Source organism: Sphingomonas zeae (genome assembly GCF_014197135.1).
Classification (GTDB): domain Bacteria; phylum Pseudomonadota; class Alphaproteobacteria; order Sphingomonadales; family Sphingomonadaceae; genus Sphingomonas; species Sphingomonas zeae.
Map to the genome: position 1 here is coordinate 410,235 of NZ_JACIFA010000002.1, position 22,997 is coordinate 433,231.

Below are 22,997 nucleotides of genomic sequence, written 5' to 3' on the forward strand. Positions count from 1 at the left end.
CCAGGTAGGAATAGGGCGTACCGAATGAAGACCTGTCTCGTCGTCGACGACTCCAAGGTGATCCGCAAGGTCGCGCGCCACATATTGGAAACGCTCGACCTGCAGGTGCGCGAGGCCGGGGACGGCCGCGAGGCGCTGGAGGCTTGCCTGGAGGCGGTTCCCGACGTCATCCTTCTCGATTGGAACATGCCGGTGATGAGCGGCATGGATTTCCTGCGAGCGTTGCGCGACGCCAATCTGCCGCGGCGGCCCCGCATCGTTTTCTGCACCACCGAAAATGGCATGGCGCATATCCGCGCCGCGATCGACGCGGGCGCGGACGAATATATCATGAAGCCGTTCGATCGCGACACGCTGGAAAGCAAGCTCCAGCTGGTCGGCATGATCTGAACGGGACGGCATCCGTCCGGGATCGCTGCGCCATGACCTACATCCCCCCGCCCCCCATTCACGCCACGCCATCCGCGACCCGGGAGGTCGGGGCCACCCGGGTTCTGATCGTCGACGATTCGGCGGTCGCCCGGGCCTTGATCGCGCGGCAGATCGAGCCGCATGAGCGGTTTCGGGTGGTTGGCGCGGTCAGCCATGTCGAGGCGGCGCTGGCATTTCTCAGCGACCATTCGGCTGACATCATCCTGCTCGACGTCGCCATGCCGGGCATGGACGGCATCACCGCGCTGCCCCGGCTGATCGCGGCGGGCGGCGGCGCACGGATCATCATCGTCTCGGCCTCCACCCCGGTGGGCGGCGCGGCGGCGGTACAGGCGCTGGCGCAGGGGGCGGCCGATACGCTCGACAAGCCCCGGCCGCAGGGTTTGGCGGGGTTTGGCGATGCGCTCCTCCAGAAGCTCGACGCGCTGGCCCGTTCGGGCGATCGCGCAGCGCCGGTGCCGCGCACACGCGCGCCGGTAGTCAGGGAAGCCGTCCCGTTCAACGGTGCGTGGCCCGATATCATCGGCATCGGTGCATCGACTGGAGGCATTCATGCGCTGAGCGAACTGTTCGCCCCCATCCCGGCGACGATGACCGTGCCGATCGTGGTGACGCAGCATCTGCCCGCCACCTTCATCTCCTTTTTCGCAGCACAGATGACCGCCATGGCGCGCCGGCCGAGCGTGATGGCCGAGGACCGGATGCGCGTTCGAGCCGGTCAGATCATCGTAGCCCCTGGTGACGCGCACGTCACTTTCGTCCGGCTGACCGATGGCGGCGCGGCGATCCGGTTGAAGTATGAGCGCGCGCGCAGCGGCTGCCTGCCATCGGTCGATCCGATGTTCGCCTCGATGGCCGAGCTATGGGGTGAGAGGGCCTGGGGCATCGTGCTGACGGGGATGGGGCGCGACGGACTGGAGGGAGCACGGATGCTGAAGGCCGCAGGCGCGACGATCGTCGCCCAGGACCGCGACAGCGCGGTCGTCTGGGGAATGCCCGGCGCGGTCGTCACCGATGGGCTCGCCGATGCCGTGATGACCCCAGAGGCGATCGGCGCGATGATCGCGGCGGGAGCGCCCCGCTGATGGTCATGGCCTCAAGCTGGACGCCGGCAACCCCTGTCCGACCCGGAGGCATGGCGATGGTGCAATCCGCCTCGTCGGGCCAGTCGCTCGCCGTCCTCAGCGCCCTCCTCGAGGCACGGACCGGCCAGCAGATCGCCAGCCACCGCTCGACGCGCGTCGACACCGTCCTGCTACCGCTGATGCGCGAACGGCGGATCGAGACGCTCGATCAACTCGTCTATGCCGTTCTCGACGGCCGCGATCCCCATCTGGCCGGCCGGGTCATCGATGCGCTGGTCAATGGTGAGACGTCCTTCTTCCGCGACCGGCACGTCTTCGACAATATCGTCGAGGTGGTCACCGAGGTGGAGCGGGCAGGGCGGCGCGCCCGCATCTGGAGTGCGGGCTGTTCGACGGGGCAGGAGCCCCTGTCGCTGGCGATGATCTTTGCCGAGCGCCAGGAGACACACGGTACGCCGATGCCCGAGATCGTTGCGACCGACGTGTCGGAAGCCGCCATCGCGCGGGCGCGCAGCGGTTCCTATACCCAGTTCGAGGTGCAGCGCGGCCTGCCCATCCGCCAGATGGTCCGCTGGTTCGAAGGGCGACCCGGCAATGAATGGGTGGCTAGGCCCGAACTGCTGCGCCACATCGCCTTTCGCCAGATGAACCTGACAATCGACCCGGCGCCCGGCGGATCGTTCGATGTGGTGCTGTGCCGCAATGTCATGCTCTATTTCGCGCCCGAGCCGAAGAAGCGCGCTTTCCATACCATCGCCGGGGCGATGCGGCCTACCGGCCTGCTGATCCTGGGAGCGGGCGAGACGGTGATGGGACAGACCGACCTGTTCCAGCTCGCCTCGGCCGGGCGTGGCATGTACCAGAAGAGCGATATGGGCGATCCCGCGCCACGTGCATGAAGCCATATCCTTGCGCGCGGCTTCCCGCTAACAGGGGCGGACGAACCGGGGTCGTTCAGGAGGTTGCATGACGATCGTCGACACGCCGTCACCCAATTTCGACGCGCGTAGCCTGCCCATCACGATGATCGTATTGCACTATACGGGGATGCAGGATGCGGAATCGGCTATCGCCCGTCTGCGTGATCCCGAGGCCAAGGTGTCGTGCCACTATCTCGTCGCCGAGGACGGCACCGTGCTGCGCATGGTCGACGAGGCGGAGCGCGCCTGGCATGCGGGCCGCTCACACTGGCGATCGATCGAGGATGTCAACTCGGCGAGCATCGGGATCGAGATCGTCAATCCCGGCCATGACTGGGGCTATCGCCCGTTCCCGGACGAACAGATCGCGGCGGTGATGGAACTGGTCGCCGACATCCAGAAGCGGCACGGCATCACGCGGGGCAATATCGTCGGCCATTCCGACATCGCCCCCGCCCGCAAGCGCGATCCCGGCGAACTGTTCCCCTGGGGCGATCTTGCCAAGCGTCGCCTGGCCCTGCCGCGCCCGACCAAGAATCTGATGGACCCGATGTGGACCGAAGCGGGTTTCTGCCTGGCGCTGGAACGCTTCGGCTATGACGTGACCGACCGGATGGCGGCGATCATGGCGTTCCAGCGGCGCTTTCGCCCCGAACTGATCGACGGCGAGATCGATGCTGAGTGTCGGATGATCCTGCTGGCGTTGCTCCTGCCGCGTCCGCAGGGGGATGGTTGAGGGGATTCCCTTGGCCTTCGACTTCGCTCAGCCTGAACGGCTCTTCGGGTTCAATACGTCACTCCGTTCAGGCTGAGCGAAGTCGAAGCCCACGCGATACCCCCACTCACAAACCCCTTGCCCTCCGCTGCATTCTCGCTACAGCCGCCCGCAGTCAGAGGGCCGGGCGGCCGCGGCTTCGGGAAACCGGGGGCGAGGAAAGTCCGGGCTCCGCGGAACGACGGTGCCGGGTAACGCCCGGCGGGGGTGACCCCAGGGACAGTGCCACAGAGAGCAGACGGCCACGGCTTCGGCCAGGTCAGGGTGAAAGGGTGCGGTAAAAGCGCACCGCGGTCCCGGTAACGGGAACGGCATGGCAAACCCCACCGGGAGCAAGACCGAATAGGGATGGCATGGCGCGAAAGCGCCGGGGCGTGTTCCCGCCCGCTATCCGGGTTGGTTGCTTGAGGCGATGCGCAAGCATCGTCCTAGAAGAATGGTCGCCCATCCGGCTTTGGCCGGTGGACAGAACCCGGCTTACAGGCCCTCTGGCTGATGTCCTGCGCGGGCGGGGTCCGATCAGGACCCGCCCAGCGCGTTGGAATGGATCGTGATGGCCGTGCCCTGCGACCTGCCCGTCGGTGCACCCTTGGCGATGAGATCGAATACCTGTTCGGGGCGGGGCAAATTCGTGAATGACGGATAGCTGCTCGCGCTGTTGTCGACGTCGTTCAAACGAACGGCATATGACCTGGTCTTGCGATTTTCCACTTGGCTCATGAGATCGGGGAAGACGTCTATCGTCCGCCCGGCATCATAGAGTGCGATCATATAGCCGTCGCTGTCGCTTTCCTCCCAACGATAGACCCCGAACGGAGTCGTGCCGGCGCCCTCACGGCACAGGGGAGCGGCAGGTTTAACCGGTTCCGCCTTCGGGTTCGCCTTGTCCTTCTCGATCTGATCGATGACCGCGGCGTTCATCAGCAACGTGAACAGCGGATTGAACGTGTTCGATTTTTCCACCTTGGCCTTGGGCAGGTGCGCGAAGTCGGTCTGCACCGCGCAGGGGCTGATCGGCACGGCCGGGCCGGGATAAGCGGCGGTGGTTGCAATGGCGGGCTTCAGCGCGGCGATGATCTCGTTCATCTTCTGATCGAGAGCGTCAGCAGTCAGCTTCTCGGCAGTCAGACGTGCGACCAACATCCATTCGCCCATCGGCATGACGGCCAGCGAGGTGCTGCGATAGGGGCTGCTCAGCAGCGACCAGCTTTGCCGCAGGGCGACCGCTGGACCGGAACCGGATGGGGCGAAGGCGATCGGATCGGCGCTGGCAGGGGCGCCCTTGTCGAAATTCTTGCGCTCCTCGATCGCAGTACGCGAGCGGTCGAACCACAGGGGCACACTGGGCACCGCCGGGTGGAAAAGGAACAGCGTGGCGAAGACCGATCGGTCGGCGCTCTCCAGCTTGACCGCAATGTCATGCTCGGTCGTGGTCGCGTCGGTGATCTGGGTCCGGTTCAGACCGGCGACGTTCGACCGGACGATCAGCTTGGTCCTTGCGTGCATCCAGCCCTTGTTCGCCGGAACCTCCAGATCACGCGCCCACACGCCGCTCGCCATCACGACCGCCGCCAGTGCCGCCAAATTCCAAGCCCGCATGACATTCTCCCTGATGGGGAGAGCCTATGCGCTGCTCAGGGCAGGATCAAGCGAACGGGATCACACCAGAACCTTGTCCGGCCGCGCCAGCCCGTCGAGATCGGTGTTCGCGTCGATTTCGAGCAGCGTTTTGATATGCCCGTCGCGAATGTCATAGACCCAGCCGTGCAGCCATAGCTCGCGCTTTTCGGCAAAGGCCTTCTGGATGGTGTCGAGCCGTGCCAGGTGGCGCAACTGTTCCATCACGTTCACTTCGACCAGGCGATTGACCCGGGCGGCCTGATCCGGCTGGGAATCGATTTCATCCTGATGGCGATGCAGCACGTCGCGGGCATTGGCCAGCCACTGGTCGAACGGCCCCTCCGTTCCGCCTTCGAGCGTCGCCAGCACGCCGCCACAGCCGTGATGGCCGCACAGGATGACGTGACGAACCTTCAGCACGTCGACGGCGTACTGGACGACCGACAAGAGGTTCAGATCGTCGTCGTGGACCAGATTGGCGATATTGCGGTGGAGAAACATGCCGCCGGGCGGCGTCATGGTCATCTGCTCCGGCGTCACCCGGCTGTCCGAGCAACCGATCCAGAGGAAGTCGGGCTTCTGTCCCGCCGTCTGCCGTTGGAAGAAGTCGGTCTTCTCCTCGAGCAGTTCGGTGGCCCAGGCCTTATTGGCGAGCAGGAGCTGCTTATATTCCCTCATGCGTAGCGCACTCCTGTCGATGGGGCATTGATGAGCGGGGCGGTCCGCTCGGCGATGTCGCCGCGCACGATCACGCTGATCCCGCGGAAGTCGGCGCCCTTGATGAAGGCGTTGATGATGTCGACATTGTCCAGGTCGACATAGGAGGTAGAGGACAGGTCGATCAGCAGGTTGGCACCGTCCGGCACCTTGGCCAGCGACTTCTGCAACTCGTACTTGTGGATGAAGTACAGGTTGCGCCGCGCGCGGATCAGGCAATCCTCGTCGTCGCAGGCGAAGGTCAGCGCAGGGCGGAAATTGCGCGCCACGACGAATACGAAGCCCACGACCAGCCCGACCAGGATCCCGATCAGCAGGTCGGTGCGCAGGATTGCCAGGATGGTGACGATGAAGGGGATGAACTGGCTCCACCCCTGCTTGTATCGCTCGGTGAACAGCTTGGGCTTGCACAGCTTATAGCCGGTGGCGATCAGCACGGCGGCGAGTGCTGCGAGCGGGATCTGGTTCAGCACGACCGGGATCAGCGCGACCGAGATCAGCAGCCAGGTGGCGTGCAGCATGGTCGACAGCTTGCTCTCCGCCCCTGCATCGACATTGGCCGAGGAGCGGACGATCACCGAGGTGACGGGCAGGCCGCCGAGCAGGCCGGAGACGATATTGCCGCCGCCCTGCGCCATCAGCTCCCAATTCTTGTCGGTGGTGCGGCGGCGCGGATCGAGTTCGTCGACCGCCTTGACGCTGAGCAGCGATTCGAGGCTGGCGACGATCGCCAGCGTGATCGCGGTGGTCCACACCGCGCCCATGCCGATCGCGGAAAAGTCGGGCAGACGGAACTGGCCGACGAACTCCGACGCGCTGCCGGCAACCGGCACCTGCACCAAATGCGCCCCCGCCAACTGCCATTCGGGACGCAGCGCGCCGAGCAGCATGTTGCCAACCACGCCGATGACGACGACGACCAGCGGCCCCGGCAACAGCCGCAGCGGGCCTTGCTTGGGCTTGGCGTGATCCCACCAGAACAGGAAGGCCAGCGAGACGCCGCCGATCAGGACCGCGCCCGGCGCGATGTCGTTGCTGACGCTGGTCCACAAGTCGGTGAAGGTGTTGCCGCCCGCACGACTGGCATATTCAAAGCTGCCCTCGAAATCGCCGTCATAGCCGACCGCGTGGGGGACCTGCTTCAGGATCAGGATCAGGCCGATCGCCGCCAGCATCCCGGTGATCACCGAGGAGGGGACGAACTCGGCCAGAACGCCCGCGCGCGTGAACGAGAAGGCCAGCTGGAGCACGCCCGCCAGCGTCACCGCCAGCAGGAAGACCTGGAAGCTGGGCAGCCGTTCGATCGCCTCGAACACGATCACGGTCAGACCGGCCGCAGGCCCCGCGACCGACAAGGGGGATTTGGAGAGAAAACCGACGACCAGACCGCCCACGATTCCGGCGATCATGCCCGCAAAAGGTGGTGCGCCCGAGGCGACCGCGACACCCAGGCAGAGCGGCAACGCGACCAGCGCCACCACGATCGAGGCTGGCACGTCCGCTCTCGCGGTGGCCAGGAAAGAACGACTTTTGGCCACGACGGCTCCTGACAAGGCTAGACGTCCGCATATGTCCGGTACGGACATGAATATATGATGACGTTTAATTCATGAACGAGGCAGCCGTTGCCGGTCAAGCGTTTCGGCGGCGCCATTTGACGGCCCGGTACCGCAAAGCTTGACCTCCGTGCTTGCACCGGCGCGCAAGTCGCTTAAATCGGCCGGCGTGGCGCGTTCTTCTACCCGATCCAACGACTGGGGCTTTCCTCGCTGGCGCAGTTACGGCGCGGCGCGGGAGGCCAAACCCGTGCGAATCTGCGACCGGCATGGTTGTGATCAGCCGGGCAATTGCCCCGCGCCCAAATCCCCCAACAGCCCCGATCGCTGGTATTTCTGCGAGGCCCATGCCGCCGAGTATAATCGCGGCTGGGATTATTTTCAGGGTCTGAGCGCCGAGGAGGCCGCCGCGCGCGAAGCCTCTGAACGGCGGACGAGCGCGGGCTATGCCCAATCCAAGCACCAGGCCTGGGCCGGGCCGGGCGACGGCACCCGCTCCCGCGACGAGATGCGCGCGCTCGATGCGCTGGGTCTCGAGCCAGACGCCGAGTTCGACCTGATCCGCGCAACCTGGCGCGGCCTCGCCAAGGCGAACCACCCCGATATCCGCCCCAACGACCCGGAGGCAGCGACCAAGTTCCAGCAGGTTCAGGCAGCCTATGAGGTCCTGCGCGCCGCGGAGGAACGGCGGAGCTGGAAACCCGAATGATCCGCCGCGCCAAGGCGGAATGGGAAGCAACGGTCCTGGTCTGCGGCAAATGCTCGAAAAAGGTCGGCGGCGGGTTCGGGCCGAAGGGCAAGACTTCGCTGGCCAAGGCGCTGAAGCGAATATTCGGCAAGGGGCGCAAGGCCTCGGTCGGGGTGATCGAGACCAAGTGCCTGGGACTGTGTCCGAAAAATGCCGTGACGCTGGTCGATGGGCGCCGGCCGGGGGAATGGCTGGTGGTGACGCCGGACGAGGATGTCGAGGCGATCGCGGCGCGATTGGGGCGGGGGGAGTTGGGGTTTCAAGCCGGGGCTCGGTGAGACCCCTTGGCCCTCCCCCATCCCCTCCCGCCTGCGGGAGGGGAGCGGCCAGGCGGCCAGCACCGGGGCTGTTTCGTCAGGCCAAGCCCTAATTTAAACGGTCGAGGATCGCACGTCACTCGCCTCTAGCCGCTCCCCTCCCGCAAGCGGGAGGGGATGGGGGAGGGCCAGGTGTCTCACACAGCCCACCCAAACCTCAATACCGCCCGGCCGTCTCCCGGATCAGCGCGATCATGTTGGGAATCCCCTGCGTCCGGTTGGAACTCAGTTGGTTCTTCAAATCGAACGGCGCCAGTTCGCCCTCGATATCGGTCGCGAGGATTTCCGCAGGCGTCTTGTCCTGCACCGTCTTCAGGACCAGCGCGATGATGCCCTTTGTGATCGCGGCGTTGGAGTCCGCCAGGAAGTGCAGGCCGTCGGCCTCGCTCTTGGTCGGATAGACCCAGACCGAAGCCGAGCATCCGCGCACCAATGTCGCGTCGGTCTTCAGCGCGTCGGGCATCGGTTCCAGCGCGCGACCCAGGTCGATCAGCAGGCGATAGCGATCGTCGGCGTCGAGAAATTCATATTCGTCGCGGATTTCGGCAAGATCGGACATGGCCCCCGCGCTACCGTGGTTCGTGCGTGCCGACAACCGTTCAGGGTGCCAGCAAGGCGTCGACCGAGCCACCATTGCGCTGGAGCTCGGCCGCCACGCGGCGACGTCCTTCATAATAGGTCAGGACGCGGGCATTCGGATCACGCTGGCGGATCATTGCCTCATCCTGCGGCCGGATGCTGGTTTCCTGGGCGACATACTCGGGATAGCCCTCGCGCTTCCAGGCGGGCAGGCGAAGGGCGGCCCATTCGCCGATATGGTCGGCGACCAGCCTGTGGGTCATTTCATGCGCGATGGTGCCCGACAGGGTGCGCACACCACCCAGCGGCGCTCCATTCGTCACCCGGTCCGTCGCCACCGAGCTGCGGTTGAAGATCAGCGCATGGGCGAAGGGGCGGCGAAAGGCGATCGAGCCGCGCGCACCGATCGACAGCATGTCCCAGCGCCAGCCGCCATTGGTCAGCACCACCTGCCGCGCCAGTCCCGGCCGGTAGAGAGGGCTGGCCGCCAGCAGTCGGTCGGCGCGCGCCAGTACCCGTCGCATCGCCGTCCGGTCGATCGGCTTTTCCGCCAGGACCGTCGTGGTGCCGAACTCCGCGCGATAGGGAAAGGCGAGCGCGGCGGGGACATGGACGACCCCGGCGACGATCACCGCCCCGCCACAGCCTATTCGCGCCGTCCAGCGGCGAAGGGCGGCAAGGCGGACCACGGTCAGAGATCCACTCCGGCCGCGATGGCTTCGAGCTTGCGAATACGCTCCTTCAGGTCGGCCAGTTCAATTCGCGAGGCGGCCGAGCCCGCGGGCGGGTAAGGCAGGTCGTGGGCACGATCGAATTCGCGGCTCTTGAGCTGCAGCCATCCGCGCCAGCCCGCCAGCCCGGCGGTGACGATCATCGCCAGGCCCGCAAGGCCGGCGGTGGCGATGACGATATAGAGATTGGTATCGGTCATGATCCCGGTCTCCGTTTTCGAATCAGCGGCCGCGAAGACGCTCGATCTCGCGGTCGAGATCGATGCTCTTGTGCTGGTCGGTGATGACGCGTTCCAGCACCTGGATACGGTCCTTAAGCTGCTGCATCTCGGCGCGAAGCGCCTGGGTATCGCGATTGCCCTCGCTGCGCAGATGCTCGACCATGTCGAGGCCGGGCGAGCGGCGATGCTTTGCCTTGAAGATGCTGGTGATCATCACGATCGCGACGATCAGAACGACCATGAACTGTGAGCCGGACATGGCGGTGACTCCCCTTAAAAAATTTTATCTCAGTGGTCGATGCGGGCGGGCGCTTCGCCCGTCACGCGCAGGCCATCGATCTCGTCGCTCAGCGCCAGGCCGCGATCGGTGACGATCCGCTCCAGCACCCGGACCCGCTGCTCCAGCCGCTCGGTCTGGGCGGCATATTGTGCCGCCTTTTCCGCGACCATCGAAGCTTCGGTGGCCAGCTGCTTTTCGCGAAGGGCGAACCAGGGTTTCAGAAAGACGCCGCCGATGATGGCGAGAAGGCCGCAACTGATACCCAGGATGGGGATCAGGATGCCAAGGACGGGAACGATATCGCGCATGACCTCTCTCCCTCAGCGATCGCGCAGCGCGTCGATTTCGCGCGCGGTCCGCTCGGCGGGGTCGGTGGCGATCCGCTCGAGGACGGCGATCCGCTCCTCCAGTCGTGAGACCTGACCGACCAGCTTCTGGTTTTCTGCGGTCAGCAATTCGACCTTGCGGCCATCGGCGATGTCGCCCTTGTGCGTCATGCCGCCCCAATCATTTTCCAGGCTGTAGCCGTGCTTGGCCCGTATCCAGGTGGTTATGACCCAACCGATCGTCGAAATTGCGATGATCGCCAGGACGAAACCCGGTCCTCCCCAAGACATAATCCATACTCCCATAGGATAATTGCTGTGCAGGCCGGTTTCAGCGCAGGCTGTCGATCTCGTCGGCGAGCTGGCGGTTGCGGCTGGTATAGTGCAGTTCGATATCGGCGAGGCGACGGTCGAGATCGCGGAACTTCGAGCGGACCTCGGCGGTCGAGCGGCGCGGATTGCTGCGCACGCCCTGCCAGAATTTGGCGTCGTCGTCCGACTGGTAGAGGTCGATCGGCTTGGCCGTCGCCATCCAGGCGACCAACATATAGGCAAGCGGGACCCAGGGCATGCCGACGCCGGTGACGGTCAGCAGGACCGCGGCGATGCGGACCCACAGAACGTCGACCCCGGTATAGTCGGCGATACCGGAACACACGCCCTTGAACTTGGCATTCTGCTTGTCGAGGTAGAATTGGGTGCGGCTAGCGGTCATCTCAGTTCCTCCGATCGAGGCTGTAGTCGGTGCGGCCGAGACGACCCTCGGGGCGCCATTCGGGCTGCGACAGGCTGGGTTTGAAGTCGGGATTGTCGGCCGCGACGATCCGTTCGACCGTGTTCAGCCGATCCTCCAGCCGCCGGGCGAGCAGGTGGAGCTCGTCGAGCAGCTGCTCGTCCTCATGCGTGATCTTCGGCGCCTGCTTCCACTTGGTCATATAGTGGAGGAACAGCCAGGGCAGCGCGACGAAGATCGTGACGATGGGAACGGCGATGTTGAAGAAATCCTCCATCTCACTCCCCCTTGTTCAGGCGCGCCTTGAGCGCGGCGAGTTCGGCATCGACCCGGTCGGAGGCGCGCAGTTCGGCGATCTCGTCCTCGAGCGTCTTGGGGTTCGATCCCAGGCCCAGCGCTTCCGCGCGGCCCTCGGCCTCATCCACCTTGCGCTCCAGAATGTCGAAGCGGCTGAACGCGTCGTGCGTCTTGGCCCCGTTCCACATCTCGCGCAGGCGATAGCGGTTGTTGGCGCTTTCCAGACGGGTCTGGACCGCATTCTGCTTGGTCCGCGCCTCGCGCAGCTTGTTCTGCAGCTTGGCGATGTCCTCTTCCGACGCGCGCAGCGCATCGTCGAGCACCTGGACTTCGGCCTTCAACTGGTCGGCCATGTCGGCGGCCTTCTGACGCTCGATCAGCGCAGCCTTGGCCAGATCCTCGCGGTCCTTCGACAGCGCCAGCTCGGCCTTTTCGGTCCAGCTGTCCTGAAGCTGGTCCAGCTTCATGATATGGCGGCGGATTTCCTTCTGGTCGGCGATCGTGCGGGCGGCAGAGGCGCGCACCTCGACAAGCGTCTCCTCCATTTCGAGGATGATCATGCGGATCATCTTCGCGGGGTCTTCCGCCTTGTCCAGCAGGTCGGCGAAATTGGCGGCGACGATGTCGCGGGTGCGGGAGAAAATGCCCATCGGATACTCCTTGATGGCGAATGTCTTTGTTATGCAGTCGGTGCCTCGATCGCTGCAACCGGGGTCGTGGCAGTGGCGACATGCGCAGGGGCGAGGGCGCCCATCAGGCAGGTGGCGCTCATCACGACGGTGCAGGCAATGGCGGCGATCTGGCGGGTGAAGGCGGTGGCGAACATGGTGGAAACTCCCTGATTCTTTTGTTTCGATCCGCTCATCGGCGGGATGCCCTATGCTTTGCAGGGAGCGTGCCAGTTTCAAAAACGGCGGAAATCCGCCATTTCCCAATTTGGTTGCGTTCCAATAACGATTGTCCTCTTGCCAAGGCTTGGGAAAATCCGCCACCTGTTGGGAATGGAGCGGACAACGCAGGTCATCGGCCAATCGGGGGCCTTTCTGGACGCGCTGGAACGGGCCAGCCGCGCCGCCGCGCTCGACCGCCCGGTGCTGGTCATCGGCGAGCGCGGGACCGGCAAGGAACTGGTCGCCGAGCGCCTTCACCGCCTGAGCGGCCGCTGGGACCAGCCACTGGTCGTCATGAACTGCGCCGCGCTGCCCGAGACACTGATCGAGGCCGAACTGTTCGGCCATGAGGCGGGGGCTTTCACCGGTGCGACCAAGGCGCGGGCGGGACGGTTCGAGGAGGCCAATGGCGGCACGCTGTTCCTCGATGAGCTGGGGACATTGTCCATGGCAGCGCAGGACCGGCTGCTGCGCGCGGTCGAATATGGCGAGGTGACGCGGATCGGCTCGTCGCGGCCGTTGCGGGTCGATGTGCGTATCGTGGCGGCGACCAACGAGCATCTGCCCGACAAGGTCGCCGCGCATCAGTTTCGCGCCGACCTGCTCGACCGGCTGTGTTTCGAGGTGGTGACGCTGCCCCCCTTACGCGCGCGCAAGAGCGACATCATGGTGCTGGCCAATCATTTCGGGCGGCGCATGGCTGCCGAAATCGGTTGGGACAGCTGGCCGGGCTTTGGCGCAGGCGCGACCGATGCGCTGATGGAGCATCGCTGGCCCGGCAATGTCCGCGAATTGCGCAATGTGGTCGAACGCGCGGTTTACCGCTGGGACCGGGAAGGGCCGGTCGATGCGATCGAGATCGATCCGTTCCGCTCGCCCTATCGTCCGCAAGGCCAGTCGCCCGCCGCCGCCAAAGGTGAGGAGGCGGGGCAGGGTAATGCACCGGCCCCTGCAAGCAACGACGGCGATGAAGTGGCGGCCTGCGATGTCGGTCCGTCGGATTTCAAGTCGCGGGTCGCCCGGTTCGAACGCGAATTGCTGACCCGCGCGCTGGCCGAGAACCGCTTTAACCAACGGACCACCGCCGAGGCGCTGGGGCTGTCCTACGACCAGCTCCGCCATGCACTTCGTCGCCACGATCTGATCGGAACGGTTGCGTAACTCCGTTCGGGGAGCCATTTGGGGCGTCCGGCGTTGCCACTGGCAAACCCCAAAAGGAGCAATCACGATGGCTTTCGAACTGCCGCCCCTTCCTTACGACTATGACGCGCTGGAGCCGGTCATCTCCAAGGAGACGATGACCTTCCACCATGACAAGCATCATGCGGCCTATACCAACAAGCTGAACGAGGCGGTCGAGGCGGACACGTCGCTGCAGGGCAAGTCGATTGAGGATATCCTCGCCAACATCTCGTCGGCCCCGGCGGTCGTCCGCAACAATGGCGGCGGCTTCTGGAACCATGACTTCTTCTGGAAGATCATGACCAAGCCCGGCACGACCCAGCCCTCGGGCAAGCTAGCTGAAGCGATCGAGGCGTTCGGCGGTCTCGACAAGCTGAAGGACGAGTTCAACACCAAGGGTGCAGGGCAATTCGGTTCGGGCTGGGCCTGGGTGATCGCGGACGCCGACGGCAAGTTGAAGGTCACCTCGACCCCGAACCAGGACAACCCCCTGATGGACGTCGTGGCCGACAAGGGCATGCCGATCCTGGGTAACGACGTGTGGGAGCACGCTTATTACCTGACCTACATGAACGACCGCCCGGGCTATCTGAAGGCCTGGTGGGACGTTGTGAACTGGGACGAAGCCGGTCGCCGGTACGAGGCGGCCGTCGCGTAATTTCGCGGCAATCCGGTTCGGATACAGGAAAGGGCGGCTCCGATGGGGCCGCCCTTTTTATTTGATCCTCCCCGGGACGGGGAGGTGGCAGCGCGAAGCGCTGACGGAGGGGGGCTTCCACATAGGGCGAATCTAGCCGCACGCCCCCTCCACCATGCTGCGCATGGTTCCCCTCCCCGTGCCGGGGAGGATAATTACTCCACGGGCGGTTCGTCGACCTTCGCGGTCTCCGCGTTCAGCCCGTGCTTCAACAGCATCGGGATGTTGGCGATGGCAAAGCCGATGGTCAGCGGCATCGCGCCCCAAAGTTTGAACCCGACCCAGAAATCCCAGGTCGAATTGCGCCACACCGCTTCGTTCAGCACCGCCATGAAGGCGAAGAAGAGCGCCCAGTTGCGGGTCAGCTTGCGCCAGCCCTCGGGCGTCAGGCCCGAATAGACGCTGCCCAGCACCATCTGGATCAGCGGTCGCCCGGTGACGAGGCCGAAGAACAGCATCGCCGAGAACATGGCGTAGACGATCGTCGGCTTCATCTTGATGAAGCGCTCGTCATGGAAATACAGGGTCAGGCCGCCGAACACGACGACCAGCGCGCCCGACATCCAGAGCATCGGCGAGATGCGGCCCAGTTTCACCTTGCTGACGATCATCGACACCACGGTCGCCGCCATGAAGACGCCGGTCGCGACCAGCACGCGGGTCAGCGGCCCCAGCGGCGCCAGGAAATTGACCGCGAAGAACAGGACGAGCGGGCCGTACTCGATTCCGGCCTTCAAACCGGCGCTAGCTTCCTTCTTGGGGGCGTTCACTTGCGGCCTCCCTCGATACCGGCGATGATCCGGCTGACCTCATTGGCGTCGAAGGGGCGCAGGTCGGTCATGCCCTCGCCGACACCGATGGCATGGATCGGCAAGCCGTATTTCTCCGCCGCCGCGACCAGCACGCCGCCGCGCGCGGTGCCGTCCAGTTTGGTCATGACCAGACCGGTGACGCCTGCGACGTCCTTGAACACCTCGATCTGGTTGAGCGCATTCTGGCCGGTGGTGGCGTCGAGCACCAGCAGGATGTCATGCGGCGCCTCAGGGTTCAGGCGGCCGAGCACGCGGCGGATCTTGGACAGTTCGTCCATCAGCTCGCGCTTGTTCTGGAGGCGTCCGGCGGTGTCGACGATCAGCACGTCGATGCCGGTCGCGGTCGCCTGTTTTACGGCTTCATAGACGATGCCCGCCGCGTCGCCGCCTTCCTTGCCCGACACGATCGGCACGCCGACCCGCTCGGCCCAGGTGGCGAGCTGGCCGATCGCGGCGGCGCGGAAGGTGTCGCCCGCCGCCAGCATCACGCCGTAATCCTGCTCCATGAACAGATGCGCCAGCTTGGCGATGGTCGTCGTCTTGCCCGATCCGTTGACGCCGATGACCAGGATCACCTGCGGCCGGGGAAAGGCGTCGATCTCCAGCGGCGTGGCGACCTTGGCCAGCGCTTTCTCCACCTCCTCGGCGACGACCAGGCGGATGCCCAGATCCTCCATGTTCCGCTCGAAGCTGCCCTCGGCCAGCCGGGTGCGGATATGGCCCGCCGTTTCGGGGCCGAGGTCCGAGGCGATCAGCGCTTCCTCGATCTCGTCCAGCGTGTCGTCGTCGAGCCGCGCGGTGCCGAGCCCCGCCAGATTGCCGACCAACCGGTCCGAGGTACGACGGAAACCGCCGAGCAGCTTTTCGTGCCAGGAGGAGGAAGAACTCATGCCAATTGTCCGATCAGATGGGTTTCGGTCGCCGCCGTAACCCGAACGCGGGCGATGCTGCCCGGTTCGATGGCGGGGGAAAAGTGAATGTCCGCGAAGTCGGGCGCGTGGCCGCGCGTGCCCGGCCGTTCGACCAGCACGTCGCGGGTCTGCCCGATCTGGGCGGCCAGCCAGTCGCGGCGGCGGCGGGCTGCGGCTTCGCGGAGCAATGCAGCCCGTTCGCGGCGCAGCGGGTGGGGCACCTGCGGCATCCGCGCGGCAGGCGTGCCGTCGCGCGCCGAATAGGGGAAAATATGCGCGTGAACGATCCGGCAATCGTCGATCAGCGCCAGCGTGTCCGCCGCCATCGCCTCATCCTCGGTCGGGAAGCCCGCGATCAGGTCGGCGCCGATCGCGATCTCCGGCCGCGCGGTCAGCAGGCGCTCGACGATCGCCACCGATTGGGCGCGGCTGTGGCGGCGTTTCATCCGCTTGAGGATCAGGTCGTTGCCCGCCTGGAGCGAGAGATGCAGGTGCGGCATTACCCGCGCCTCGCCCGTCACCAGTTCGAACAACCGGTCGTCGATCTCGATCGAGTCGAGCGACGACAGCCGCAGCCGGGGCAGGGCAGGAACATGGGTCAGGATACGCTCGATCAGAAGGCCGAGCGTCGGCTGTCCGGGCAGGTCGTGGCCATAGCTGGTCAGGTCGACGCCGGTCAGGACCACCTCTTGATGCCCCAGTTCGACCGCGCGCGCGATTCGCTCGATCACCAGCCCGGCGGGCACCGAACGGCTTGGTCCGCGCCCGGTTGGGATGATGCAGAAGGTGCAGGCGTGATCGCAGCCATTCTGCACCTCGACAAAGGCGCGTGCATGGCCAGCAAAGGCGGAGGCAAGATGTGGCGCGGTTTCCACCACCCGTGACAGATCGGCGACCAGCATCGGCTCGGCCGAGGTCCAGCTTTCCGCGCGCAGCTTGTCGGCATTGCCCAGTACGCGGGCGACCTCGGGCATGGCGGCAAAGCTAGCGGGGTCGATCTGCGCCGCACAGCCGGTCACGATGATCTGCGCATCGGGTCGCGCCCTGGCCGCGCGGCGGATCGCGGCGCGGGTCTGTTTGACCGCTTCGTTGGTGACGGCGCAGCTGTTGACGACGACCATGTCCCCGCCCTCGCCGACAAGCGTGCGGATCGTTTCGCTTTCGGCGATATTCAGGCGGCAGCCCAGGCTGATAATCTCGGGCCGAGGGAGGGACGACATGACCGCCGATCTAGGGATGGATGAACGAATAGTCCACGCGCAGACGCAGGACGTTCTCGACTTCTGGTTTTCGCTGGCCCCGGAAAAGCATTTCGCCAGGGACGAGGCCCTCGACCGCGTGATCGCCGAGCGTTTTGGCACGCTGCGTGACCAGGTGCTGGCGACGGAGGCGGCGGGGTGGCGCGACGATCCCGACACGCTGCTCGCCGCTATCCTGCTGCTCGACCAGTTTTCGCGCAACCTGCATCGGGGCTCCGCACAGGCCTTCGCCGCCGATCCGCTGGCGCTGGACCTGTGCCTCTCCGCGATCGATGCGGGGTGGGAGCATCATTATCCGCCCGAGCGTCTGGCGTTCGTCTATCTGCCTCTAATGCACGCGGAATCGCGAGCAATGCAGGATCTGAGCGTCGCCAAGTTCACTGAATTGGGGCGGGAGGACAATCTGGCCTTCGCGCGCGATCACCGCGACGTCATCCGGCTTTATGGTCGTTACCCCAGCCGCAACGCGGCGCTGGGGCGCGCCACGACCGAGGAGGAGCGCCTCTATCTCAGCCGGCCAGGCGCGGGCTGGTAGGCGCGCTGGCCGTCGTGCCCGCCAGCAGGCGTTTTTCGGCCAGCATCTGACGAACCTGCGCCAAGTCGAGGGGCGGGCCATAGAGCGCGCCCTGACCATGCGAGCAGCCAATGTCGCGCAACCGCATCTCGATATCCAGGTCTCGCACGCCCTTGGCTGCGACTGGCAGATGCAGGCTGTCACCCAGATGGACGATGGCAGTGACGATCGCGCAGCAATCGGGATCGGAGGCCATGTTGCGGATGAAGTTAGGATCGATCCGCACCCGGTCGAAGGGAAGGGCACGCAGGTGCGCAAGGCTGGAATAGCCACGTCCGAACGCGTCGAGTGCCAGCGCAATGCCCTGATTCTTCAAGCTGATGACGATCGACTGCGCCAGCGCGAGATTGGCGAACAGCGCATTCTCGGTAATCTCGATTTCCAACCGGTGGGCCGGAAAGCCGCATTCGGTCAGTGTCTTGATGATCTTTTGCGCCAGCCAGGCATCCTGGAACTGAGATGCCGCCAGCGGGATCGACAGCGTGATCGACGGGTCCCAGTCGCGCGCCGCCGCCATCGCCTGTCGCATCAGCGACAGCGACACCTCGCCCGATAGGCCGCAAGCCTCGGCGACCGGCATGAAGCGCTCGGCGGTCATCGTGCCCAAGCTGGGATGCTCCCAATGCCCCGACACCTCAAACCCGGTCAGCCGCGCCGTGCCCAGATCGACCTGCGCCTCGAACCGGGGCTGAATATCCCCCTGCGCCAGGGCCGCGCGAAGATCGGTGATGATGGCGTTACGCTCCGCCATGGCCTCTTCCATCGCGGGCACGAACCAGAGCGGCTTGCCGTCATTACGCGCCTTGGCGGCGATCAGTGCGAGGTCGGCCTGGCGGACCAGCCGGTCGATCGTCGCGGTACCGTCGTCGATGCGGGTCAGCGCGATGGCGGCGCGGGGCGTGAGTTCCTGTTCGGCCAGGCGAACCGGCTGGCCGAGGCGGATGGCCAGCCGTTCGGCCAGCCGCTCGACCCGGTCGCGCCCGCGCGGATCGAAGGGGATGAGGCAGCCGAAGCAATCGCCCTCGAACCGCGCGACGATCGCATCGGACGGTGCCTCGTCGCGAATGGTCTTGGCGACGTGGCGGAGCAGCAGGTCGCCCGTTTCATGCCCCAACGACCCGGCGATGGCGCGAAAACGGTCTATATCGACGAGCATCAGCGCGATGCCGCGATGGCGCCGCCGCACGCTTTCGATCATGCCCTGTCCCGCATCATGGAAGTACCGCCGGTTCGTAAGCCCGGTCAGCGGATCGATCTGCTCGGCATCGGGGGAGCGGGCGGACAAGGCGGGCAATCGCCAATAGACGAGGGTCGCGGCAATAGCGGTCGCCGACAGCAGCATCTTGGCAGACTGGTCCATCCCCAGCTGGATCAGGACGATCGCGGCGGCCAGCAACAGGACGCCGCCCGCCACCGCCGCGCCCGAAAAGCTGGCGGACGCAGAGGTTTTGGCGACGATGTGACGCGACGCGGACATGGCCTAGCGGTCGCATGGCAGGGGTGTACAATGGGTTAACGCCGCGTCCGACCGCGCCAGACTTGCGTCCGTCGGCATTTTCCCATAAGAGCCCACCCAGGTTCCGTTTCGGAATGTGAAAGTGAAGCGCCCAAGGGTGCACGCTGGCCGGCGAGGTTTCGCCCGCCGGCGCTTTTGCGTTTGGCGATGCGGCATGGGTTTGTGGACCGGACTTCGGGTCAGGTTTTAACGAGGTGAGGCGATGTTCGACAGCTTGAGTGATCGGCTTGGCGGCGTTTTCGACCGCCTCCGCGGCCGTGGCGCGCTGACCGAGGCGGATGTCCGTACCGCGATGCGCGAAGTGCGCGTGGCGCTGTTGGAGGCCGACGTCGCGCTGCCCGTGGCGCGCGATTTCGTCGACAAGGTGACCGAACAGGCGATTGGTCAGAACGTCCTGCGCTCGATCACGCCAGGCCAGCAGGTCGTCAAGATCGTCCATGACGCGCTGATCGCGATGCTGGGCGCGGATGCCAGCGAGCTTCTGCTCGACGTGACGCCGCCCGCGGTCGTGATGATGGTCGGCCTTCAGGGCTCGGGCAAGACCACGACCACCGCCAAGATCGCCAAGCGGCTGTCGGGCGGCGCGATGGGTCGCGAGCGCAAGAAGGTGCTGATGGCGTCGCTCGACGTCAATCGCCCTGCCGCGCAGGAGCAGTTGGCGACGCTGGGCACCCAGGTCGAGGTCGCGACCCTGCCGATCATCCAGGGTCAGCAGCCGGTCGAGATCGCGCGGCGCGCGCTGCAGGCCGCCAAGCTCCAGGGCTATGACGTCCTGATGCTCGACACCGCCGGTCGTCTGCACGTCGACCAGGCGCTGATGGACGAGATGAAGGCGGTGGCGGAAATCGCCCAGCCTCAGGAAATCCTGCTCGTCGTCGACTCGCTGACCGGCCAGGACGCGGTGAACGTCGCGACCAGCTTCTCCGAGCAGGTGCCGCTGACCGGCGTGGTGCTGACCCGTATGGACGGCGATGCGCGCGGTGGTGCGGCGCTGTCGATGCGTGCCGTTACTGGCAAGCCCATCAAGTTCGCCGGTGTCGGCGAAAAGATGGACGCGCTGGAAGCCTTCCACCCGGAGCGTGTCGCGGGCCGCATCCTCGGCATGGGCGACGTCGTGTCGTTGGTCGAGCGCGCCGCCGAGACGATCCAGCAGGAAGACGCCGAGCGCATGGCCATGAAGATGGCCAAGGGTCAGTTCGACATGAACGACCTGCGCGGCCAGCTTCAGCAGATGCGCCGCATGGGCGGCCTCGGCGCGCTGGCGGGCATGATGCCGGGCATGAAGAAGGCGCAGAACGCGCTGAACGATGCCGGCGGCGACAAAATCCTGCTCCGCATGGACGCGATCATCACCTCGATGACGCCCAAGGAGCGCACCAAGCCCGAGCTGGTCAACGCCAAGCGCAAGATCCGCATCGCCAAGGGTTCGGGCACTACGGTGCAGGACGTGAACAAGCTCCTGAAGATGCATCAGGAAATGTCCACGGCGATGAAGAAGATCAAGAAGATGGGCGGCATCAAGGGCATGATGTCGATGCTCGGCAAGGGCGGCCTTGGCGGCCTGGGCAACGCCCTGGGCGGTCCGCAGATGGGCGATATGCTCAACAAGGCGGGCGGTGGTGGCGGCCTGCCGGGCATCGGCGGCATGGGTGCGGGCGGCGGCAAGCTGCCCGAGGGCATGCCCAAGCTGCCGCCCGGCTTCGAGAATCTCCTGAAGAAGAAATAACCCCCGCGCCGGACGGAATGCCGGTGAATTCGAACGTGTTAACTCAAGGACTGAAATATGGCTCTCAGCATTCGTCTGTCGCGTGGTGGCTCGAAGAAGCGCCCTTACTACCGCATCGTGGTGGCCGACGCCCGTGCGCCGCGCGACGGCAAGTTCATCGAGAAGATCGGCAACTACAACCCGCTCCTCGCCAAGGACAATGATCAGCGCGTGCAGCTCGACGCCGAGCGCGCGAAGCACTGGCTGGCCAATGGCGCGCAGCCGACCGACCGCGTCGCCCGCTTCCTGGACGCCGCCGGTGTCCGTGAGCGCGCCGCGCGCAACAACCCGAACAAGGCGAAGCCCGGCGAAAAGGCCACCGAGCGCGCTGAAGAGCGTGCCGAGAAGCTGAAGGCCGCTCAGGAAGCCGCCAACGCTCCGGCCGAAGAAACCGCCGAAGCCTAATCGGCTTTCGGCTCTGCGCTGCCCCGGTCGATCGCGATCGGGCCAGCGCAAGGCACCGGATACGGGGTCGTGCGTTTTCCAAAGCCAATGGCTTAGGAGAAAGCGCATGACCCCACCGACCGAACCCGATCCCCGGACCGCACCTGACGATCATGACGACGCGACCAACCAAGGCGTCTCCGCCCCCGAGCCTGTCGAAGGCGGCGACGACACCCCCGATGGAGACGGCGAATCGCCCCAAGGGTGAGCCGCGCGTCACGCTGGCGGTGATCGTCGGCGCGCACGGCATTGCGGGCGAGGTCCGGTTGAAGGTCTTTGCCGACGATCTGTCGGACTATCGCTCGTTCAATGACGGCGCGCTGACGCTGAAATCGACGCGCGAAGGCTCGAACGGCGTCATCGCGCGTTTCGCCGAAGTCACTGACCGTAACGCCGCCGAGGCGCTGCGTGGTACGGAACTGACGGTGGCGCGCTCTGCCCTGCCTCCGCTGGAGGACGGCGAATATTATCATGCCGACATTATTGGCCTGTCCGCGATCGCCAGTGACGGCGAGGAACTGGGCCATATCGCGCTGATCGAGAATTTCGGCGCGGGCGACGTGCTCGAGATCGAACGCCCCGATGGCCGCCGCTTCATGGTGCCGATGAATGCACAGGCCGTGCCCGAATGGAATCAGGACCGCCTGATCGTGGAGCGCGCTTTCATCGCCTGATCGGGCGTTGCGCGTTCAACAAGTTGCGGATCGTCGTGGCCGCGACGCCTGCCTCGCCCATGGCGTGGCTGATCTGATCCAGCCCCTTCACCACATCACCCGCCGCGAACAGGCCGGGAACTGAGGTCCGCTGGTGGTCGTCCACCTCCAGGCAACCGCTCGGATCGGCCTTCGCACCCGCCGATACCGCCAGTTCGGACCGGATGCGGGAGCCCATCGCCGGATAGACGCTGTCAAAGTCCATCCGCCCGCTTGCCGTATCGAGCGCGATCCGATCCCCTTCGATCGCCCAGCCGCCGCAGGGGCCATCGACGCGCTTCACCCCCGCATCGTCCAAGGCCTTCGCGCATTCGGGATCGAGATCATGCCCGGCATCGGGGGCAATCAGCGTCACGTCGCGGGTAAAGCCGCGCAGAAACAGCGCCTCGCGCATGCCATGGTCGCTGGTGCCGATCACGCCGACGCGCTTGTCGGTAACCTCATAGCCGTCACAGACCGGGCAATAGCGGATGAGGCCGCGCTCCAGCGCCGGATCGTGCACCTCGGGCAACAGGTGCCTGGGCCGATGATTGACCACGCCCGTCGCCAGCAGAACGGTGCGGGTGGGGTACGCGCCTTCATCGGTCAGGACCCGGAAATGCCCATCGTCGGGCCGGATCGCCGTGACCCGGTGCGGCGTGCAATGTGCGCCATAGCGCTGCGCTTGGTCATGCATCCGGGCGAGCAGCGCCTTGCCACTGATCCCTTCCGGGAAACCGGCATGATTATGCGTGCACGGGATCATCGCGGCACGGCTCGCCCCGCTATCGAACATATGGATACGCAGGTGATAGCGGGCGAGATAGATCGCCGCTGTCAGTCCCGCCGGCCCCGCGCCGATGATGATGCAATCGTCCATGGCGGGGCAAAGCGCGAGCGCTCGCAACGTTCCTTGGC

At 65.5% G+C, this 22,997-nt stretch carries 31 protein-coding genes and 1 other RNA gene; 14 read left to right on the forward strand and 18 right to left on the reverse strand.

Annotation, left to right across the window (positions count from 1 at the left end; genetic code table 11):
- The first annotated feature begins 24 nt into the window (after window positions 1-24).
- The 5 genes from GGR45_RS05060 to rnpB all read left to right on the forward strand — a co-directional run bounded on the left by GGR45_RS05060 (window position 25) and on the right by rnpB (window position 3,708).
- Entirely contained in the window at window positions 25-390 is a 366-nt protein-coding gene (locus tag GGR45_RS05060) for a response regulator (protein WP_175310895.1), read from the forward strand.
- Between the two features lie 32 nt (window positions 391-422).
- Entirely contained in the window at window positions 423-1,517 is a 1,095-nt protein-coding gene (locus GGR45_RS05065) for a chemotaxis protein CheB (RefSeq protein ID WP_175310894.1), read from the forward strand.
- Window positions 1,518-1,573: 56 nt separating this feature from the next.
- Window positions 1,574-2,416: a CheR family methyltransferase gene (locus tag GGR45_RS05070; protein ID WP_336621452.1), complete on the forward strand. Its 843-nt coding sequence runs from the start codon at window positions 1,574-1,576 to the stop codon at window positions 2,414-2,416.
- 67 nt (window positions 2,417-2,483) lie between these two features.
- Window positions 2,484-3,173, forward strand: a complete 690-nt coding sequence (locus tag GGR45_RS05075; protein ID WP_175310892.1) for an N-acetylmuramoyl-L-alanine amidase — start codon at window positions 2,484-2,486, stop codon at window positions 3,171-3,173.
- 154 nt (window positions 3,174-3,327) lie between these two features.
- An RNA gene (gene rnpB, locus GGR45_RS05080) (RNase P RNA component class A) lies at window positions 3,328-3,708 on the forward strand.
- A gap of 23 nt (window positions 3,709-3,731) precedes the next feature.
- Here rnpB and GGR45_RS05085 read toward each other — a convergent pair.
- From GGR45_RS05085 to GGR45_RS05095, 3 genes are read right to left on the reverse strand one after another with little or no spacing between them, the layout of a single operon-like run.
- Window positions 3,732-4,811, reverse strand: a complete 1,080-nt coding sequence (locus tag GGR45_RS05085) for a hypothetical protein (RefSeq protein ID WP_175310891.1) — start codon at window positions 4,809-4,811, stop codon at window positions 3,732-3,734.
- 60 nt (window positions 4,812-4,871) lie between these two features.
- Window positions 4,872-5,510: a carbonic anhydrase gene (locus GGR45_RS05090; RefSeq protein WP_175310890.1), complete on the reverse strand. Its 639-nt coding sequence runs from the start codon at window positions 5,508-5,510 to the stop codon at window positions 4,872-4,874.
- Window positions 5,507-7,045: a SulP family inorganic anion transporter gene (locus GGR45_RS05095; protein WP_343051156.1), complete on the reverse strand. Its 1,539-nt coding sequence runs from the start codon at window positions 7,043-7,045 to the stop codon at window positions 5,507-5,509. The genes GGR45_RS05090 and GGR45_RS05095 overlap by 4 nt, the downstream gene beginning before the upstream one ends.
- Before the next feature lie 229 nt (window positions 7,046-7,274).
- On the opposite strand from GGR45_RS05095, the gene GGR45_RS05100 reads away from it, so the two are divergent.
- Together GGR45_RS05100 and GGR45_RS05105 are read left to right on the forward strand one after the other, a co-directional pair.
- Window positions 7,275-7,814, forward strand: a complete 540-nt coding sequence (locus tag GGR45_RS05100; RefSeq protein WP_175310888.1) for a J domain-containing protein — start codon at window positions 7,275-7,277, stop codon at window positions 7,812-7,814.
- Window positions 7,811-8,131: a (2Fe-2S) ferredoxin domain-containing protein gene (locus GGR45_RS05105; protein WP_175310887.1), complete on the forward strand. Its 321-nt coding sequence runs from the start codon at window positions 7,811-7,813 to the stop codon at window positions 8,129-8,131. Before GGR45_RS05100 ends, GGR45_RS05105 begins: the two co-directional genes overlap by 4 nt.
- A 196-nt stretch (window positions 8,132-8,327) precedes the next feature.
- Here the strand turns inward: GGR45_RS05105 and GGR45_RS05110 are convergent, their stop codons facing one another.
- Genes GGR45_RS05110 through GGR45_RS05155 form a run of 10 tightly spaced genes read right to left on the reverse strand, consistent with a single transcriptional unit; the run spans window position 8,328 to window position 12,163 of the window.
- A complete protein-coding gene (locus tag GGR45_RS05110) occupies window positions 8,328-8,729 on the reverse strand; it encodes a SufE family protein (protein ID WP_175310886.1) in 402 nt (133 codons plus the stop codon).
- 40 nt (window positions 8,730-8,769) lie between these two features.
- Complete coding sequence (locus tag GGR45_RS05115; RefSeq protein WP_175310885.1) at window positions 8,770-9,438, reverse strand: hypothetical protein; 669 nt, start codon at window positions 9,436-9,438, stop codon at window positions 8,770-8,772.
- Between the two features lie 2 nt (window positions 9,439-9,440).
- Window positions 9,441-9,680: a hypothetical protein gene (locus tag GGR45_RS05120; protein ID WP_175310884.1), complete on the reverse strand. Its 240-nt coding sequence runs from the start codon at window positions 9,678-9,680 to the stop codon at window positions 9,441-9,443.
- Between the two features lie 22 nt (window positions 9,681-9,702).
- Complete coding sequence (locus GGR45_RS05125; RefSeq protein ID WP_175310883.1) at window positions 9,703-9,960, reverse strand: hypothetical protein; 258 nt, start codon at window positions 9,958-9,960, stop codon at window positions 9,703-9,705.
- Window positions 9,961-9,989: 29 nt separating this feature from the next.
- Window positions 9,990-10,289, reverse strand: coding sequence for a hypothetical protein (locus GGR45_RS05130; protein ID WP_175310882.1), 300 nt, complete (start codon window positions 10,287-10,289; stop codon window positions 9,990-9,992).
- 12 nt (window positions 10,290-10,301) lie between these two features.
- A complete protein-coding gene (locus tag GGR45_RS05135; RefSeq protein ID WP_175310928.1) occupies window positions 10,302-10,598 on the reverse strand; it encodes a hypothetical protein in 297 nt (98 codons plus the stop codon).
- A gap of 40 nt (window positions 10,599-10,638) precedes the next feature.
- Entirely contained in the window at window positions 10,639-11,022 is a 384-nt protein-coding gene (gene pspC / locus GGR45_RS05140) for an envelope stress response membrane protein PspC (protein WP_175310881.1), read from the reverse strand.
- Between the two features lies 1 nt (window position 11,023).
- Complete coding sequence (gene pspB, locus GGR45_RS05145) at window positions 11,024-11,317, reverse strand: envelope stress response membrane protein PspB (protein WP_175310880.1); 294 nt, start codon at window positions 11,315-11,317, stop codon at window positions 11,024-11,026.
- Between the two features lies 1 nt (window position 11,318).
- Window positions 11,319-11,987: a phage shock protein PspA gene (pspA, locus tag GGR45_RS05150; RefSeq protein ID WP_175310879.1), complete on the reverse strand. Its 669-nt coding sequence runs from the start codon at window positions 11,985-11,987 to the stop codon at window positions 11,319-11,321.
- A 29-nt stretch (window positions 11,988-12,016) separates the two neighbouring features.
- A complete protein-coding gene (locus GGR45_RS05155; RefSeq protein ID WP_175310878.1) occupies window positions 12,017-12,163 on the reverse strand; it encodes a hypothetical protein in 147 nt (48 codons plus the stop codon).
- A 175-nt stretch (window positions 12,164-12,338) separates the two neighbouring features.
- Between GGR45_RS05155 and pspF the strand changes: the two genes are divergently transcribed.
- On the forward strand, window positions 12,339-13,388 hold the full coding sequence (pspF, locus tag GGR45_RS05160) for a phage shock protein operon transcriptional activator (RefSeq protein ID WP_175310877.1): 1,050 nt from the start codon (window positions 12,339-12,341) through the stop codon (window positions 13,386-13,388).
- Between the two features lie 67 nt (window positions 13,389-13,455).
- Window positions 13,456-14,067, forward strand: a complete 612-nt coding sequence (locus tag GGR45_RS05165) for a superoxide dismutase (RefSeq protein ID WP_175310876.1) — start codon at window positions 13,456-13,458, stop codon at window positions 14,065-14,067.
- A gap of 194 nt (window positions 14,068-14,261) precedes the next feature.
- Here GGR45_RS05165 and GGR45_RS05170 read toward each other — a convergent pair whose 3' ends face one another.
- Genes GGR45_RS05170 through mtaB form a run of 3 tightly spaced genes read right to left on the reverse strand, consistent with a single transcriptional unit; the run spans window position 14,262 to window position 17,049 of the window.
- On the reverse strand, window positions 14,262-14,876 hold the full coding sequence (locus tag GGR45_RS05170) for a septation protein A (RefSeq protein ID WP_175310875.1): 615 nt from the start codon (window positions 14,874-14,876) through the stop codon (window positions 14,262-14,264).
- The gene (ftsY, locus tag GGR45_RS05175; RefSeq protein ID WP_076709299.1) at window positions 14,873-15,808 is read right to left on the reverse strand and encodes a signal recognition particle-docking protein FtsY; all 936 of its coding nucleotides are present in this window, start codon (window positions 15,806-15,808) and stop codon (window positions 14,873-14,875) included. The genes GGR45_RS05170 and ftsY overlap by 4 nt, the downstream gene beginning before the upstream one ends.
- Complete coding sequence (mtaB, locus tag GGR45_RS05180; RefSeq protein WP_175310874.1) at window positions 15,805-17,049, reverse strand: tRNA (N(6)-L-threonylcarbamoyladenosine(37)-C(2))-methylthiotransferase MtaB; 1,245 nt, start codon at window positions 17,047-17,049, stop codon at window positions 15,805-15,807. Before mtaB ends, ftsY begins: the two co-directional genes overlap by 4 nt.
- Between mtaB and GGR45_RS05185 the strand changes: the two genes are divergently transcribed.
- Window positions 17,048-17,623 carry a DUF924 family protein gene (locus GGR45_RS05185; protein WP_175310873.1) on the forward strand — a complete coding sequence of 192 codons (576 nt, stop codon included), beginning with the start codon at window positions 17,048-17,050 and terminating at the stop codon, window positions 17,621-17,623. The two genes, mtaB and GGR45_RS05185, sit on opposite strands and share 2 nt — an antisense overlap.
- Here GGR45_RS05185 and GGR45_RS05190 read toward each other — a convergent pair.
- Entirely contained in the window at window positions 17,598-19,139 is a 1,542-nt protein-coding gene (locus GGR45_RS05190; RefSeq protein WP_175310872.1) for a putative bifunctional diguanylate cyclase/phosphodiesterase, read from the reverse strand. The genes GGR45_RS05185 and GGR45_RS05190 overlap by 26 nt on opposite strands.
- 241 nt (window positions 19,140-19,380) lie before the next feature.
- Here GGR45_RS05190 and ffh point away from each other — a divergent pair, with 241 nt between their 5' ends.
- From ffh to rimM, 4 genes are all read left to right on the forward strand, one after another.
- Window positions 19,381-20,904 (forward strand): signal recognition particle protein, encoded by a 1,524-nt coding sequence (ffh, locus tag GGR45_RS05195; protein ID WP_175310871.1) that lies wholly within the window; start codon window positions 19,381-19,383, stop codon window positions 20,902-20,904.
- Window positions 20,905-20,961: 57 nt separating this feature from the next.
- Window positions 20,962-21,348, forward strand: coding sequence for a 30S ribosomal protein S16 (gene rpsP / locus GGR45_RS05200; protein WP_007404083.1), 387 nt, complete (start codon window positions 20,962-20,964; stop codon window positions 21,346-21,348).
- Between the two features lie 106 nt (window positions 21,349-21,454).
- Complete coding sequence (locus tag GGR45_RS05205) at window positions 21,455-21,595, forward strand: hypothetical protein (protein ID WP_175310870.1); 141 nt, start codon at window positions 21,455-21,457, stop codon at window positions 21,593-21,595.
- Complete coding sequence (gene rimM / locus GGR45_RS05210; RefSeq protein WP_175310869.1) at window positions 21,567-22,061, forward strand: ribosome maturation factor RimM; 495 nt, start codon at window positions 21,567-21,569, stop codon at window positions 22,059-22,061. Before GGR45_RS05205 ends, rimM begins: the two co-directional genes overlap by 29 nt.
- On the opposite strand, the gene GGR45_RS05215 is transcribed toward rimM, so the two are convergent.
- Window positions 22,051-22,959 carry an NAD(P)/FAD-dependent oxidoreductase gene (locus tag GGR45_RS05215; RefSeq protein WP_175310927.1) on the reverse strand — a complete coding sequence of 303 codons (909 nt, stop codon included), beginning with the start codon at window positions 22,957-22,959 and terminating at the stop codon, window positions 22,051-22,053. The genes rimM and GGR45_RS05215 overlap by 11 nt on opposite strands.
- Window positions 22,960-22,997 lie beyond the last annotated feature (38 nt).

Coding starts and splice junctions, on each gene's coding strand:
- GGR45_RS05060 (WP_175310895.1), top strand. CDS start 25: ATGAAGACCTGTCTCGTCGTCGACGACTCCAAGGTGATCCGCAAGGTC.
- GGR45_RS05065 (WP_175310894.1), top strand. CDS start 423: ATGACCTACATCCCCCCGCCCCCCATTCACGCCACGCCATCCGCGACC.
- GGR45_RS05070 (WP_336621452.1), top strand. CDS start 1,574: ATGGTGCAATCCGCCTCGTCGGGCCAGTCGCTCGCCGTCCTCAGCGCC.
- GGR45_RS05075 (WP_175310892.1), top strand. CDS start 2,484: ATGACGATCGTCGACACGCCGTCACCCAATTTCGACGCGCGTAGCCTG.
- GGR45_RS05085 (WP_175310891.1), bottom strand. CDS start 4,811: ATGCGGGCTTGGAATTTGGCGGCACTGGCGGCGGTCGTGATGGCGAGC.
- GGR45_RS05090 (WP_175310890.1), bottom strand. CDS start 5,510: ATGAGGGAATATAAGCAGCTCCTGCTCGCCAATAAGGCCTGGGCCACC.
- GGR45_RS05105 (WP_175310887.1), top strand. CDS start 7,811: ATGATCCGCCGCGCCAAGGCGGAATGGGAAGCAACGGTCCTGGTCTGC.
- GGR45_RS05110 (WP_175310886.1), bottom strand. CDS start 8,729: ATGTCCGATCTTGCCGAAATCCGCGACGAATATGAATTTCTCGACGCC.
- GGR45_RS05120 (WP_175310884.1), bottom strand. CDS start 9,680: ATGACCGATACCAATCTCTATATCGTCATCGCCACCGCCGGCCTTGCG.
- GGR45_RS05125 (WP_175310883.1), bottom strand. CDS start 9,960: ATGTCCGGCTCACAGTTCATGGTCGTTCTGATCGTCGCGATCGTGATG.
- GGR45_RS05130 (WP_175310882.1), bottom strand. CDS start 10,289: ATGCGCGATATCGTTCCCGTCCTTGGCATCCTGATCCCCATCCTGGGT.
- GGR45_RS05135 (WP_175310928.1), bottom strand. CDS start 10,598: ATGTCTTGGGGAGGACCGGGTTTCGTCCTGGCGATCATCGCAATTTCG.
- pspC (WP_175310881.1), bottom strand. CDS start 11,022: ATGACCGCTAGCCGCACCCAATTCTACCTCGACAAGCAGAATGCCAAG.
- pspB (WP_175310880.1), bottom strand. CDS start 11,317: ATGGAGGATTTCTTCAACATCGCCGTTCCCATCGTCACGATCTTCGTC.
- pspA (WP_175310879.1), bottom strand. CDS start 11,987: ATGGGCATTTTCTCCCGCACCCGCGACATCGTCGCCGCCAATTTCGCC.
- GGR45_RS05155 (WP_175310878.1), bottom strand. CDS start 12,163: ATGTTCGCCACCGCCTTCACCCGCCAGATCGCCGCCATTGCCTGCACC.
- pspF (WP_175310877.1), top strand. CDS start 12,339: ATGGAGCGGACAACGCAGGTCATCGGCCAATCGGGGGCCTTTCTGGAC.
- GGR45_RS05165 (WP_175310876.1), top strand. CDS start 13,456: ATGGCTTTCGAACTGCCGCCCCTTCCTTACGACTATGACGCGCTGGAG.
- ftsY (WP_076709299.1), bottom strand. CDS start 15,808: ATGAGTTCTTCCTCCTCCTGGCACGAAAAGCTGCTCGGCGGTTTCCGT.
- GGR45_RS05185 (WP_175310873.1), top strand. CDS start 17,048: ATGACCGCCGATCTAGGGATGGATGAACGAATAGTCCACGCGCAGACG.
- mtaB (WP_175310874.1), bottom strand. CDS start 17,049: ATGTCGTCCCTCCCTCGGCCCGAGATTATCAGCCTGGGCTGCCGCCTG.
- GGR45_RS05190 (WP_175310872.1), bottom strand. CDS start 19,139: ATGTCCGCGTCGCGTCACATCGTCGCCAAAACCTCTGCGTCCGCCAGC.
- ffh (WP_175310871.1), top strand. CDS start 19,381: ATGTTCGACAGCTTGAGTGATCGGCTTGGCGGCGTTTTCGACCGCCTC.
- rpsP (WP_007404083.1), top strand. CDS start 20,962: ATGGCTCTCAGCATTCGTCTGTCGCGTGGTGGCTCGAAGAAGCGCCCT.
- GGR45_RS05205 (WP_175310870.1), top strand. CDS start 21,455: ATGACCCCACCGACCGAACCCGATCCCCGGACCGCACCTGACGATCAT.
- rimM (WP_175310869.1), top strand. CDS start 21,567: ATGGAGACGGCGAATCGCCCCAAGGGTGAGCCGCGCGTCACGCTGGCG.
- GGR45_RS05215 (WP_175310927.1), bottom strand. CDS start 22,959: ATGGACGATTGCATCATCATCGGCGCGGGGCCGGCGGGACTGACAGCG.